Here is a 13,956-nt window from a genome sequence, read left to right on the forward strand (position 1 = left end):
ATAAGGAGATTTTATGAAAAGAGTAATCAGATTAGTTTTTATGCTAATCGGAGCTGTTCTTGGCATAGTAGTCTTCGGAATAGTTAACGCCGCTTTTGGGTTCATCCCTAATAGCGGCAAATTAATTCTGTGGGCGAAAGTCATTTCATCAGCTTTATTTGCAATAATATTTTATTTTGCAACAGATCCAATATCCAAACGTGCAGCAGTGAGTCTGTCGAAGTTTGAAAAGAAAATTAGCAAATTGCCCGCTGCCAACCTAGTCGTAGGCGTCGTAGGAATTATCCTAGGATTTTTGATAGCAACCCTAGTATCCACACCATTAACCAAACTATCCCTACCATTTATGGGAAATTCATTTTTTGTGCTATTATCTATTTTATTATATATTGGTTTTGGTTATTTAGGATGGAAACTAGCCTACAAAAATTCTGAAGACCTCTTAGGCCTTGTTACCAGGTCCAAGGTAGAAACTAAGGACGGCGGAGAATTTTTCGACAGGTCAAATCTAACAGCAAGTCCAAAAGTCCTTGACACATCAGTCATAATCGACGGCAGGATACTTGATATAATAAATACAGATTTCCTTGAAGGCGAGCTAATCGTAACAGAATTTGTCCTTGAAGAGCTCCAACACATAGCAGATTCCCCAGATGACCTCAAAAGAGAAAGGGGAAGGCGCGGCCTTGATATAATAAATAAAATCAAGGAGTCTGACAAAATCAAGCTTACAGTCCTCGATAAGGACTACAAAGACATCAAGGAAGTTGATGCCAAATTATTAAAACTTGCCCTAGATCTTGGAGCCAAGGTCTTTACCAACGACTACAACCTAAACAAGGTCGCAGATGTTCAAGGTATCCCAATCCTAAATATTAATGACCTAGCTAATTCATTGAAACCTGTGGTTATACCTGGTGAAAAAATGGAAATAGAAGTCATCAAAAAAGGTAAGGGCAAAAACCAAGGCGTAGGCTATCTTGAAGACGGAACCATGGTTGTCGTTGAAGACGGCCAAGACCTCATAGATAAGACAATCAAGGCCAAGGTCACATCAGTTTTACAGACCTCAGCCGGCAGGATGATCTTTGTAAGGGCGGAAGATGTATAAGGGAAAATTTCTATCAGCAGTAATTACTGCAGCAGGTTCAGGCACAAGGATGGGTTCATCAATAAATAAGCCATACCTAGAAGTTGGGGGCAAAAAAATCCTTGAACTAAGTATTGAAACTGTGACAAGTATAAAAGAATTTGACGAGATAATCTTGGTGGCAAGGGAGGAAGATTTCCCCCTTGCTTCTGAGATTTTATCTATTTTTAGGGATCCTAGAATAAAAATGGTTGCCGGTGGCAAATCCAGAGAAGAATCTACCTACAAGGGACTTTGCGCCCTAAATCCCGATTCTGACTTGGTTTTAAGCCATGACGGAGTCAGGCCATTCGCATCTAGGGGTCTTTTTTTGAGGGTTTTAGAAGAAATAATGACCTATAAGGCAGCCATTGCTGCGACTAAAACCAAAGATACAATAAAGGTTGTAAATGAGGCGGGAGAGGTAGATTTCACTCCAAATAGGGACTTTGTCTACAATATCCAAACCCCTCAGGCCTTTGACACCAGGCTAATAAAAAGTCTTTACCAAAAGTATTTCAAATCAGAAGCCAAAATCACTGACGACAGCCAACTTTTTGAGTTTTTTGACAGAAAGGAACCTGTAAAGGTGGTTGAAGGCGAATATTCCAACATTAAGATAACAACAGCTGAAGATATAATCTTCGCAAAAGCATATATAAGGGGAGAAAAATGAGAGTAGGCCTAGGCTACGATGTTCATAAATTAGTAAAAGACAGGGATTTAATCCTAGGAGGCGTGAAATTTGACAGCGACTTTGGTCTATTGGGCCATTCAGACGCCGACGTTTTGACTCATGCTATCATGGATGCCATTTTAGGAGCCCTCGCTCTGCCTGATATTGGCAATCTTTTCCCTGATACAGATCCTGCCTATAAGGATATATATTCAATCGACCTTTTAGACAGGGTTGTGGAAAAAATGTACGAAAAGGGCTACAAAATTGGCAATCTTGATTCAGTTATAATCTGTGAAGTCCCAAAGATTGCCCCAAAAAGAGAAGAAATAGTAAAATTACTTGCAAAACACCTAAGAACTGATATAGCAAATGTGTCAGTGAAGGCATCTACCAGCGAAAAACTTGGCTTCACAGGTAGGGGCGAAGGGATAGAAGCAAGAGCCATAGTTTATTTGGAGGAAATAAATGCGTAAATTTATTACAAGCGAATCAGTAACTGAAGGCCATCCAGACAAGGTTTGTGACCAAATTTCAGACGCAATCTTGGATGAATGCCTAAAACAAGACCCAAACGCTAGGGTTGCTGCAGAATGTATCACAACAACAGGACTTGTCCTAGTAGTAGGAGAACTAACAACAGAAGCCTACGTGCCAATAGAAGATGTGGTAAGACAAACCATCAAGGAAATTGGCTATACAGACAATGACCTAGGCTTTGATTACGAAAATGTTGCAGTTTTGACATCAATCAACAGCCAATCCCCAGACATTGCCCAAGGAGTTGACAAGGCAAGCGAATACGACCAAAGCGGCGATGACTACGATAAAATTGGTGCAGGCGACCAAGGCATGGTCTTTGGCTATGCAGATGATGAAACAGAAGTTTATCTACCAATGTCAGTCAAACTTGCCCAAGATTTGGCAAAAAGACTTGCCACAGTCCGCAAGGAAAAAATCCTAGACTACTTAAGACCAGACGGCAAGAGCCTTGTGACTGTAGAATACGACGACGATAAGCTAGTAAGAATAGACTCAATCGTAATTTCAACCCAACACAAAGACAAAATCCCAATGGAAAAAATCCGCGAAGACATTATTGAAAATGTAATCAAGCAAGTGGTGCCAAATGAATTAATCGACGATAAGACAAAGATCTACGTAAACCCAACCGGTAAATTCGTAATAGGCGGCCCAAAGGGTGACTCTGGCCTTACAGGCAGGAAGATAATCGTAGACTCCTACGGTGGCTATTCAAAGGCAGGCGGCGGAGCCTTCTCCGGCAAAGACCCAACAAAGGTAGACAGATCTGCAGCCTACATGGCAAGATACGCAGCCAAAAACATGGTAGCAGCAGGCCTTGCAAAGAAATTAGAAATAGGCGTATCCTACGCTATTGGTGTAGCAAGACCACTTGCAATCTTTGTAGACAGCTTCGGCACAGGCAAATATGACGATGAAAAATTAAAGGAAATCATAGAAGAAAACTTTGACTTTAGGCCTGGCGCCATAATAGACAAGCTAGACCTAAGACGCCCAATCTACAAAAAAACCGCAGCCTACGGACACTTTGGTAGGGAAGAAAAAGATGGGTTTACATGGGAAAGAGTCGATAAGGTCCAAGATCTTCTTAAATATTAATTATTCATCCGAGATGAAGTATCATTAGAGTAGTTTTATCCTAGATAAATTATATTTTTATCTAGGATTTTTTGTCTTTATTATCCGAGACTAACTTATTATTAACTTTATTATTGTTATTTCTTGATATTATATATTATTATTTTATTTACAGTTGAATCTTCGTTCATAGGGGGAACCCAAGGGGGCGGCAGATGCCCCCTCACCGGTTCCCCCTAAGACCCCCTTACGCTACACCCCCGACTGCTCCTAAAGCGGAGTGCGGATATAGAAGCTTGCTTTTCGCAAGCTTTTTTTTAGTAGAGAGAACAACTTCATATAAGTTTACGTATATCCCCACAGATTTCTAATATTCAAGCCCCTAAAAACTGATAACTCGGCTCCGCCTCAAACAATCAGTTTTCTTAACGGGGCTTTCTATTAAAAATCTTTGCCCGATAAAAAGGAGAATTAGTCCCGAATTTCCAGAACTTCTGGGCTCGTTTGGCTTTGACAAACATTGCTAAATTAATTTTTTTCAAACGAAGAAATTAAAATCCTAAGACCAAGTATTTTTGTAAATGAGGGAGGCGTTAAGAAAATCTCACTGACAGCCATTTACGAATTAAAATAATGTGAATACTGTGAACTTATGTAACTAAAACAACACAAGTCAGACGAGATTGAGATTTTTAGCCGACTGAATGTCAAAAAAGTAAGGAGATAGTTTAACTTAAACAAGGGCTCCTCTATATTAAAAGTTTGCCGCAGGCAAACACAATATCCCCCGCGAGGGGCCGGACGGAGGGGGTAGCCGAAAGGGGTCTGGGGAGGCAGGTTGGGGAACGTCCGGAACGTTCCCCTGGGCCTCCCCAGGTTCGAAGAGATATTGTAAATATAATAATTACATAAAAGATGAATTCAATCTCGGATTGAAAAAGAACAAAGATTGATTCGTCTCGGACGAATTTTTTATAAAATAGTTTAATATTTCACAAAAAGTAATATAATATATTTATAAGGCTAAATGCCTAATGCAAAAAATTATAAGGCCAAATGCCTAATGCAAAAAAATTATAAGGCCAAATGCCTAATGCAAAAAAATGATAAGGCCTTGCGCCGAGCAAAAAAAGGCCATCGCCTGCCTAAGGCGAAATTAGTATTAGAAAAGGAAAGAAGATGTCAAGATTTAGAAGGTCGGTTGCTATAGACCTTGGTACAGCAAGTGTGCTTGTTTATATTAATAACAAAGGAATAGTTTTAAATGAACCATCTGTCATAGCTATTGACGTCCTATCTGACGAGATCCTTGCGGTGGGTAGTGATGCCAAGAAGCTTATTGGCAGGGCTGGTGGTAATGTTTCTTGCATAATGCCTATGAAAGAGGGTGTTATTGCTGATTTTGGGGCGACTGAGAGGATGCTTGATTATTTCCTCAAGAAATCTGTTAAGAGGTCCCTTTTTAAGCCTGATCTTTTAATCTGTGTTCCAGCCAGGTCCACCCAGGTGGAGAAGCGTGCCGTTATCCAGGCGGCGGAAAATGCTGGAGCTCACAGGACCTACCTCATCGAGGAGCCTCTTGCAGCTGCTCTTGGGGCTGGCGTTGATATTACAGATCCTAAGGGGTCTATGGTTGTGGATGTTGGCGGCGGTACTAGCGATATAGCTGTTATTTCCATGGGCCAAATCATTGCTTCAAGGTCAGTTGATGCTGCGGGTCGTTCTTTTGATAGGATTATTAAGGATTTTATTAGAATCCGTTATGGCTTATTGATTGGCGATACATCTGCAGAGGCTTTGAAGGAAGCAGCAGACACACTTACCGCTGATGATTCCTTTGAGGTTAAGGGTAGAAATGTTGCAAATGCCCTCCCAGCCAAGGTTTATATACCTGTATCAGAGATTAAGGATGCCCTAAGGGGCGAGATTGACAAGATTGTTGAGGGGATTAAGAAGGTCCTCGAGGTGACTCCTCCAGAGCTTGCCTCAGATATTTTCGACAGGGAAATTATTTTAACCGGCGGAGCATCACACACAATTGGTTTAAAAGATAGGATAGAAGAGAAGTTCCAAATCAGGGCGAAAATTGCCGAAGATCCACAAGAATGCGTGATTAAAGGCACAGCTAAAGCTCTAAATTGGATTGATAGTCTGGATGAAAATAGGAACGAAGCTATAAGAAGCAAGCAAGAAGAAAACGAAGCTTTTGAAAAACTTAGGAGAAGATAAATGACAAAAAAATTAGTTTTAGTAAGACATGGACAAAGTGAATGGAACCTAGCTAACAAATTTACAGGTTGGGTTGATGTAGACCTTTCTGAAAAAGGGATTGAAGAAGCCAAAGAAGCTGGTAGAAAGATTAAAGAAGCTGGCATTAGATTTGACCACGCTCATACATCTGTTCTAAAAAGAGCAATCAAGACTTGTAACTTTGTACTTGAATATTCTGACCAAATGTATGTCCCACAAAATAAGACCTACAGACTCAACGAAAGACACTACGGTGCCCTTCAAGGCCTAAACAAGGCAGAAACTGCAGAAAAATACGGTGATGAACAAGTTCATATCTGGAGAAGATCTTACGATACACTTCCACCAGAAATTTCTGAAGAAGAAAAAGAAAAACAAGCGCATTTACCAATGTTTGCCCACCTTCCAAAAGATGTAATTCCAGGAGCAGAAAACCTTAAAGTAACACTTGAAAGAGTACTTCCTTACTACTTTGATAGCATCGCTCCACAACTACTTGAAGGTGAAACTGTCCTAGTAGCAGCTCACGGCAATAGCCTTAGAGCCCTTGCAAAACACCTAGAAAAAATTTCAGATGATGATATTATGGATCTTGAAATTCCAACAGGTCAACCACTTGTTTACGAATTAGACGACGAGTTAAACGTAATCAAAAAATACTACCTATAAATTTTAGAAAATTCCCAGACCCTATGAATTGTCTTAAGGGTTTGGGAATTTTTTTGTGAAAAACATTGACAATCCTTTTCAATTTTGCTATGATTAAATCTTACTGGTCTAATCATATAATATTAGTAAAGGCAATTTGTTTTTTTTCTTTTATTTACAATATATATAAAAAAGTATAGGTATTTATTAGAATTGCTTGATTTTTATGGGTGAATTTAGGTAAAAACAAAATAAATATCAAAACTACTTAAGGCCTTATATTAATATTTAAATATATTTTTAAAAAAATTAAAAAAATACTGTTGAAAATACTTTATAGAGGTATTATGATAGTAAAAGAAGACAGTAATTAGAAAGAGGACAAGATGAGAATAGCTTCAATAGAAAATGAAAATGGTGTTTCAAGCCTTATAAACTCTCATTTTGATAAAAATGAGGTCGTTGTTGAACAAATTAAATCAATGGACGAGCTCTTGTTTAAGGATTGTAGTATCTATGACCTAATCCTTGTGGATATGACTCACAACAGGTGCTTGCAATTTATTCAATACATAAAACAAAAAACAAATATACCGGTAATCTATTTAACAGAAAGATACCAAAAAAACCCCTACGAACAGGAGCTTGATGACAAAGACTTTGTGATCCATTCCTTCACCCGTGAGGAATTTATCGACGAGGTTTTCAAAAAGGTCGAAGAATTGTCCAAGGCAAATGTTCTTGATTTGGGTGAGTGTAGCCTGGATGAGGCCAATGGAGTCTTTAGGGTTGGCAACAAAATCCTAGATCTGACCAAGTCTGAGCTTAAAATTTGCTCGATTTTAATCCAATCAATGCCTAATATTTTATCCAAAGAGGATATAGTTTGCGAAATGCAAAATAGGGGCCTAAACTCAACTCCAAGGTCTGTCAGAGAGCACATCAGAAAAATCAGACAAGAGTTTAAGAAGGCAGACCTAGAGCCAATCGACACTGTGACTGCCAAGGGATATAGGTGGACAATGGATTCTTTAAAAACTAAGTAAAAATATTTGACAAAAAGCAAAAGTTTTCATATAATAGAATCAGAAATTGAATAGATATAGCAATGGAAATCCATTGCTTCTTCAGGGAAAGGTGCAATTCCTTAACCGGCAGTGATAGTCTGCGAGTCTTAGGACCGATTTGGTGAAATTCCAAAACCGACAGTATAGTCTGGATGGAAGAAGATATTATAGCTTTTTTCGTGCCCTGATAACTGGGCATTTTTTATTGCCCAAAGGGAGGTATTATGAACAAAACAAAATCTATTTCATTAAACAACGTTGTCAAGATCGGTATTTTAGCAGCATTAGCCTTTATCCTAATGTTTTTCCAAATACCAATTCCTATAGCTCCACCTTTTATGAAGGTAGACCTAGCTGACGTGCCAGCCCTAGTAGGCGGCTTTGCTATGGGACCTTGGGCAGGTGTTGCTATCCAATTAGTTAAAAATATACTTAACCTAACAAAGACTCAAACAGTTGGCGTTGGCGAATTGTCAAACTTTATAGTTGGAGCAAGCTTTGTATTTGTATCAGCTTCTATCTATAAAAGCAAAAAGACCAAGAAAACTGCAATCTTTGCTCTTTTCTGCGGCGTAATTGCAATGACAGCCATAGCTACACTTTCAAACGCCTTTGTGGTTTTCCCAGCTTATGGAAAAGCCATGGGCATAGACCTAAACGCCTTTGCAGGCCAAGTTCCAGGTAACCCACTTGTTAAATCCTATGTAAGCCTTATGCTTTTATCCATAGCTCCATTTAACATCGTAAAAGGCACAGCAGCAGCCTTTGTTACCGACCTAATCTACAAGAGGGTCTCTCCAATATTAAAATTAAGATAAGGGAAATCCTACATTATTATCCAATAAAATATTCTGTTTGACAAAAAGCACCTCAGCCGGGTGCTTTTTGCGTTGGCAATAGGCTAAAGCCTCCTATTGGCGAAAAAAAGAGGTATAATGTTAGGAATGAAAGGTTTTATATGATTATAAACAAGATAAGTGACTTAGAAAAATTTGCAAACAATCTTGCGCCGCTTTTAAAAGAAGGCGACGTTATTAACCTCATTGGCGATATGGGTGCCGGCAAAACAACCCTTGTCAATGCCATTGCTAGGTTTTTTAAGATTTACGACTCGTCTTCACCAACCTTTGCCATTGTAAATATCTATGAGGGGGATGTGACAATCTACCACCTAGATTTATACAGGTTTGAGAGTCCTGATGACCTTTTGGATATTGATTTTGAGACCTATTTTTACCCAGAAGGGGCTATAACATTTTTAGAATGGGCGGAAAATGGCGAGGGCTATTTGCCAGACGGAATGATAAATATAAGGATAGACAAGATTGACCCCGACACAAGGGAAATTACCATCCTAGACGACACAGAAAGGGCAAGGGAGATTAATGAATTACTTGGCAATTGATACATCAACCATGATTTCAACTGTGACAGTAGCTGATGAAAAGGAAATATTGGGCGATTTTAACGTAAACCAATCAAAGACCCATTCGGAAAGCCTGGTCCCAATGATAGAAAATCTCTTAGATCTTTTGGGAATGACTGTGGCAGACATTGATAAATTCGTCATAGCCGAAGGTCCTGGATCTTTTACCGGCCTCAGGATAGGTATGACTGTCGCAAAGACCTTGGCTCAAGTTGAGAAGAAAGACTTGATTACAATTTCAACCCTAAAGGCCATGGCAGCTGGTTCCACATCTGATAGGGCAAAGCTCCCTTTAATTGACGCAAGGTCCACAAGGGTCTATGCCGCCTTGTATGGCGAAAACCTAGAAGAAATTATTCCAGCAAATCTATATGAAATCGACGATTTGGCAGGGCTTGTAAATGCCAAAGGCCTTGAAATAGAGATGATTGGCCTTTTAAACGACAAGTATTTTGACAAGTTTGAAAGGGCAAAAAAAGCGCCGATAAATATCAATAATTGCATCGGCGGTGGCCTAATTAGACTTGCCATGGAAGACGACAATCCAGTCAAGCCTCTTTATGAAATAAGCCCAAATTATCTAAGAAAAAGCCAGGCGGAAAGGGAGTTTAAGAAGTGATTAGACCGATGGAACTTGAAGACGCTGACAGGGTTTACGAAATCGAGAATGATTCATTTTTCGAACCTTGGACTAAAAGAAGGCTCCTAAAAGAATTTGAAGAAAACTCCTTCCTCAAACATTTCGTCTACGAAAAAGACGGGGAAGTGGTTGGATTTTACATAATTTCTTGCATATCGGATTTGGTTGAGATTTTCACAATAGCGGTCGATAAAAACCACAGGGGCCAAGGCATAGGATCTGCTCTCTTGGAGCATTTGATAAATTTTGCCAAGGAGAAAAATGCCAGCGAAATTTGGTTAGAGGCCTCAACTAAGAACCTTGCCGCTGTCAACCTTTATGAAAAATACGGTTTTAATATCCAATCTATCAGGAAAAACTACTATCAAAAGACAGGCGAAGATGCCTACAATATGATAAGGACCATTACATGAAAGACTTTTATACCCTTGCAATAGAGACATCTTGCGATGATTCCTCCGTTGCAATTTTGAAAAATGAAAGAGAAATTCTAACAAATTTAATATCCAGTCAGATTGACATCCACGCCCTTTTTGGGGGTGTTGTCCCAGAAATTGCCTCAAGAAAGCACCTTGAAGCCATAAATCCATTGATTGACAAGGCAATGGATGATGCAGGCATAACATATTCTGACCTAGATTTAATCACCGTAACCAAAGGGCCAGGCCTCATTGGTTCACTTTTGGTGGGGATTTCTGCCGCAAAGGCCCTAGCCCTAGCGACAGGTCTCCCTCTTGTGGGTGCCAACCATATGAAGGGCCACATTTGCGCAAATTACCTTTCAAATAAGGACCTAAAGCCACCCTTTGTATGCCTAGTCGTATCGGGAGGACATACATATTTATGCAAGATAAATGACTATAACGACATAGAAGTCGTGGGATCAACCAGGGACGATGCTGCAGGCGAATCTTTTGATAAGGTCGCAAGAAAAATCGGCCTCGGCTATCCAGGTGGGCCAAAAATTGACAAACTCGCCAAGGAAGGCAACCCACAAGCCATAGATTTTCCAAGGGTTATGCTAGAAAAAGGCTCTTATGACTTTTCTTTTTCAGGCCTTAAGACTGCAGTTTTAAACTATGCCCACAACCTAGAACAAAAGGGAGAGGAAATCAACAAGGCAGACCTTGCCGCATCTTTCCAGGATGCAGTAGTTGACGTCCTTGTAGAAAAATCCCTCATGCTCCTTGAAGAAACCGGCTATAAACAATTTGCCATTTCAGGCGGAGTTGCTGCCAATTCAAGACTTAGGGCAAGGATGGGCGAAGAGCTAGAAAAGCGAGATATAAAGTTTTATTACCCAGAAACCATCCTTTGCACAGACAACGCAGCCATGATCGCCATGGCAGGCTATCTTGACTATATGGACGGCGTTCGTGATGACACCTTTATGAAAGTTTATCCAAACTTAGACCTATGATATGAGAAGAAGGAAGAAAAACACAGACTTAAGAAAATATTATAAACTCAACACCGCCTCGTCAATCATTTGGATTTTGGCGGGAGCCGGGATAATTGCCTTTGGAATTTATTATAAGGAAATTTTGGAAAAAGTCTTTGGTGCCCTTGCCATCCTAATCGGATTTCTAACCCTAAGGGCCAGGAAAAAACCAGCTGCAATAGGGATTTACGAAGAACGCAGACTCCTTGTTTTGGCTGGCCTTTTGGTAATTTATTCACTAGTTAATCCTTTGGGCAATATTGCCATCCTTTTTGACCTATTCAAAAGAGATTTTGTAATGAGGAGAGATTTCAATGACAAAGCTTAAAAAATACGGGCTTTTCATCTTTTTTGTCCTCCTCATCCTAATCCAGACTTCCTGTGTCAAAAGGAGAATTTCCTATCTTGAGAGGGAAAAACTTGCCAGGGAAAATGCTGGAATCAAGACGGCAGCCCACACAGGGATTTTTTATCCGGAAAATATTACGGATTTTTCCCTAGAAGACTACCTCAAATGGTACAAGGATTTGAAGGCGCCCCCACACTTGCAACTGGCAAGCCACGAAAATCCCAAAAAGCTCTCAAGGTCTGAGATGGTGGAAGACTTTGAATACTTATTTAGAGAACTCAAAGAGACCTACCCATTTTTTGAGGTTTTGAAGAGAAAATATGACATAGATTTTCTAAAAAACCACGATATTTACCTCAAAAAGGTCAAAGACTGCAAGACTGACGAAGAATTTACCAAGACCTTAAACGAGATAATGGGTGATTTGCACAATTTCCACGCCAAAATTGCCGATTCTGCCTATGTTGATCAGACTTTGAAATATTATTCGCGAAATTGGAACCAACCTTCAATTTATTACGAATTTTTAAATTTAAATAGGCAGGTTGTTAGAAATAGGTACGGCCTTGATGGTATTCAATCCAAAACTGGAGCTGGCCCTATAAAAAGGAAACAAATGGGCCTCATAAAAGACGACGGTGAAGCCAATATCAGCCTGGAAAGCCAGGGCGACCTCGCAATTTTAAAGATATCCCAGATGGGAGATTTGGCAAATCTTGACAAGGACGAGAAGGTTCTTAACGAATTTTTGAGAAATAAACACATGTACAAGGCCCTAGTTATAGACATCAGGGACAATGTAGGCGGAAATATGGAATACTGGCAGAATTTCCTCATGCCAAAATTAACCAAAAATCCGAAACAAGTTGTAAACCATATGTTCTTCAAGGATTCGCCAAAAACAAGGCTTTTGCTCCAGGACAATACCCTAAATATGGAAAACTTGTCAAATGTTGACATTACAGGGATAAGGTTAGACCATGCGGAAGAGTTAAAAGAGTTTTCTTATTATATCAAAGATACCATAGTCATAAACCCAGACGAATCAAAAAGGGACAATGGCTACGAGGGAAAAATCTTCCTCCTAGTCGACGAAGACGTATTTTCAGCCGCAGAAGGCTTCGCATCCTTCGTCAAAAACACCGAATTTGCAACCATTGTCGGCACTCAAACCGGTGGCGATGGGATAACCCTCGGAGTAATAAACTCCGTCCTCCCAAACTCAGGCCTAGTCTTCACCTACACCAACACCCTAGGCTACGACCCAACTGGCGAAATCAACGAAGAACACCCAACCACCCCCGACATAGAATCCGCCTCCTACAGACAGTCTATAGAAATAATTGAAAATATGGTAAATAACTAAAGCTCCAGAAATGGGGCTTTTTTTGTACCGCGCCGTCCCGAACGACGCCGCAGGCGGCGGAGGGACCTAATAAACCCAGGACCAGAAAATTCGAAGAAACCACTCCATGCGCCGTCCCAACAGAAGGAGCGAAGCGACTGACGAGGGACCTTATAAATAAGGGACCAACACAACCGAAGAACCCCCACCACTTATTAAGTATTTCTTAATAACTGAACTATTAAGTATTTCTTAATAACTGAACTATTAAGTATTTCTTAATAACTGAACTATTAAGTAATTCTTAAGAGTTGAACTATTAGGAAATTCCTAATAGTTGATAGCTCCATAGAGCATGACTAAAGGCCCCGTCATTCCGAACGAAGCCGCAGGCGAAGGAAGAATCCCACAAACCCAGGACCGGCGCCGTCCCGTCAAAGGCCGCAGGCCGCCGAGGGACCTCATAAACTCGAGACCAGTACAACCGAAGATAGCATCCCACTTTCCAAGCTGTCATAGACTTTACCTCGAAGGGAGTCATTCTGAGCGAAGTGAAGAATCCCACAAACCCAGGACCAGCATGAACGAAGTAATATCTACTACCAATCCATCCAAATAGGGTATAAATTATAAAAATATAAGCGAGGTCAAGAATGACTATAAAAGAAAAAGAAAAAATATTATTTGAAAAGCTAAGAAAAGATAATCACGCCATAGTAACAGACGGGATAGTTGATGAAAATGAGTACTTATCATCAAAATACAAAATATTATATGTAATGAAAGAAGTAAACGGAGGCAAGGATTGGGATCTAAGAGAGTTTTTATATGAAGGAGGCCGCCCTCAAACTTGGGACAATGTCGCCAGATGGACACAAGGCATACTAAACCTAGATAAAGAATACAGCTGGGAAGAACTTTTAAAAGACAACGAAAAAAGAAGAGAAACATACCTCAAAAAAATAGGGTCAATAAATCTTAAAAAAACCGGCGGCGGCCACACATCGGTTGATAAAGAAATATCCAAGGCAGCATGGGAAAACAAGGAAATAATCAAAAATCAAATAGAAGTCTATAATCCAGACATCATAATCTGCTGCGGCACAGCAGAAGACTTCGTAAAATCAGCCCTAGACCCAAAAGAAATAAACTGGACCATGACCCAAAGAGGCGTGAAATATATTAAGGATAAGGAAAAAATCATCCTAAGCTTCGCCCACCCCGAAGCCAGAATAAGAGACGCCTACTTGTACTACGCCTTGGTTGATGCGGTACGAGAGATTTTGGGGGAGGGAGTTGTAGGATAATTAGACTTTGATTATAAATTAATAAAAGATATTAACATAAAGAGGATCATAGGATCCT

The 13,956-nt window shown here is 40.0% G+C and carries 15 protein-coding genes and 1 riboswitch; all 15 genes read left to right on the plus strand.

Features of this window, described 5'->3' with window-relative positions; translation table 11 throughout:
- The first annotated feature begins 13 nt into the window (after window positions 1-13).
- The 15 genes from AC1EJ5_RS04695 to AC1EJ5_RS04765 all read left to right on the plus strand — a co-directional run bounded on the left by AC1EJ5_RS04695 (window position 14) and on the right by AC1EJ5_RS04765 (window position 13,898).
- Window positions 14-1,111 (plus strand): PIN/TRAM domain-containing protein, encoded by a 1,098-nt coding sequence (locus AC1EJ5_RS04695; protein ID WP_308749329.1) that lies wholly within the window; start codon window positions 14-16, stop codon window positions 1,109-1,111.
- Window positions 1,104-1,805 carry a 2-C-methyl-D-erythritol 4-phosphate cytidylyltransferase gene (gene ispD / locus AC1EJ5_RS04700; protein WP_308749328.1) on the plus strand — a complete coding sequence of 234 codons (702 nt, stop codon included), beginning with the start codon at window positions 1,104-1,106 and terminating at the stop codon, window positions 1,803-1,805. The genes AC1EJ5_RS04695 and ispD overlap by 8 nt, the downstream gene beginning before the upstream one ends.
- Complete coding sequence (gene ispF, locus AC1EJ5_RS04705) at window positions 1,802-2,281, plus strand: 2-C-methyl-D-erythritol 2,4-cyclodiphosphate synthase (RefSeq protein WP_308749327.1); 480 nt, start codon at window positions 1,802-1,804, stop codon at window positions 2,279-2,281. Before ispD ends, ispF begins: the two co-directional genes overlap by 4 nt.
- Window positions 2,274-3,446 carry a methionine adenosyltransferase gene (gene metK / locus AC1EJ5_RS04710; RefSeq protein WP_308749326.1) on the plus strand — a complete coding sequence of 391 codons (1,173 nt, stop codon included), beginning with the start codon at window positions 2,274-2,276 and terminating at the stop codon, window positions 3,444-3,446. Before ispF ends, metK begins: the two co-directional genes overlap by 8 nt.
- 1,158 nt (window positions 3,447-4,604) lie before the next feature.
- Window positions 4,605-5,654 (plus strand): rod shape-determining protein, encoded by a 1,050-nt coding sequence (gene mreB, locus AC1EJ5_RS04715; RefSeq protein ID WP_223418793.1) that lies wholly within the window; start codon window positions 4,605-4,607, stop codon window positions 5,652-5,654.
- Window positions 5,655-6,344, plus strand: coding sequence for a 2,3-diphosphoglycerate-dependent phosphoglycerate mutase (gene gpmA, locus AC1EJ5_RS04720; RefSeq protein ID WP_479814856.1), 690 nt, complete (start codon window positions 5,655-5,657; stop codon window positions 6,342-6,344).
- Window positions 6,345-6,709: 365 nt separating this feature from the next.
- Entirely contained in the window at window positions 6,710-7,369 is a 660-nt protein-coding gene (locus AC1EJ5_RS04725) for a winged helix-turn-helix domain-containing protein (protein WP_479814858.1), read from the plus strand.
- 73 nt (window positions 7,370-7,442) lie between these two features.
- Window positions 7,443-7,558: riboswitch (FMN riboswitch) on the plus strand.
- Between the two features lie 56 nt (window positions 7,559-7,614).
- Window positions 7,615-8,208: an ECF transporter S component gene (locus AC1EJ5_RS04730; protein WP_479814860.1), complete on the plus strand. Its 594-nt coding sequence runs from the start codon at window positions 7,615-7,617 to the stop codon at window positions 8,206-8,208.
- A 140-nt stretch (window positions 8,209-8,348) separates the two neighbouring features.
- Entirely contained in the window at window positions 8,349-8,795 is a 447-nt protein-coding gene (gene tsaE / locus AC1EJ5_RS04735) for a tRNA (adenosine(37)-N6)-threonylcarbamoyltransferase complex ATPase subunit type 1 TsaE (RefSeq protein ID WP_223418802.1), read from the plus strand.
- On the plus strand, window positions 8,776-9,435 hold the full coding sequence (gene tsaB, locus AC1EJ5_RS04740) for a tRNA (adenosine(37)-N6)-threonylcarbamoyltransferase complex dimerization subunit type 1 TsaB (RefSeq protein WP_311487221.1): 660 nt from the start codon (window positions 8,776-8,778) through the stop codon (window positions 9,433-9,435). The genes tsaE and tsaB overlap by 20 nt, the downstream gene beginning before the upstream one ends.
- A complete protein-coding gene (gene rimI / locus AC1EJ5_RS04745) occupies window positions 9,432-9,869 on the plus strand; it encodes a ribosomal protein S18-alanine N-acetyltransferase (protein WP_311487222.1) in 438 nt (145 codons plus the stop codon). The genes tsaB and rimI overlap by 4 nt, the downstream gene beginning before the upstream one ends.
- Window positions 9,866-10,876, plus strand: a complete 1,011-nt coding sequence (tsaD, locus tag AC1EJ5_RS04750) for a tRNA (adenosine(37)-N6)-threonylcarbamoyltransferase complex transferase subunit TsaD (RefSeq protein ID WP_308749135.1) — start codon at window positions 9,866-9,868, stop codon at window positions 10,874-10,876. The genes rimI and tsaD overlap by 4 nt, the downstream gene beginning before the upstream one ends.
- 1 nt (window position 10,877) lies before the next feature.
- Window positions 10,878-11,225, plus strand: coding sequence for a hypothetical protein (locus AC1EJ5_RS04755; protein ID WP_308749134.1), 348 nt, complete (start codon window positions 10,878-10,880; stop codon window positions 11,223-11,225).
- Entirely contained in the window at window positions 11,212-12,612 is a 1,401-nt protein-coding gene (locus AC1EJ5_RS04760) for a S41 family peptidase (RefSeq protein WP_223418813.1), read from the plus strand. The genes AC1EJ5_RS04755 and AC1EJ5_RS04760 overlap by 14 nt, the downstream gene beginning before the upstream one ends.
- Window positions 12,613-13,244: 632 nt before the next feature.
- Window positions 13,245-13,898, plus strand: a complete 654-nt coding sequence (locus AC1EJ5_RS04765) for a hypothetical protein (protein ID WP_308749133.1) — start codon at window positions 13,245-13,247, stop codon at window positions 13,896-13,898.
- Window positions 13,899-13,956: the final 58 nt, after the last annotated feature.

Source organism: Anaerococcus sp. C0059F3 (assembly GCF_056590475.1).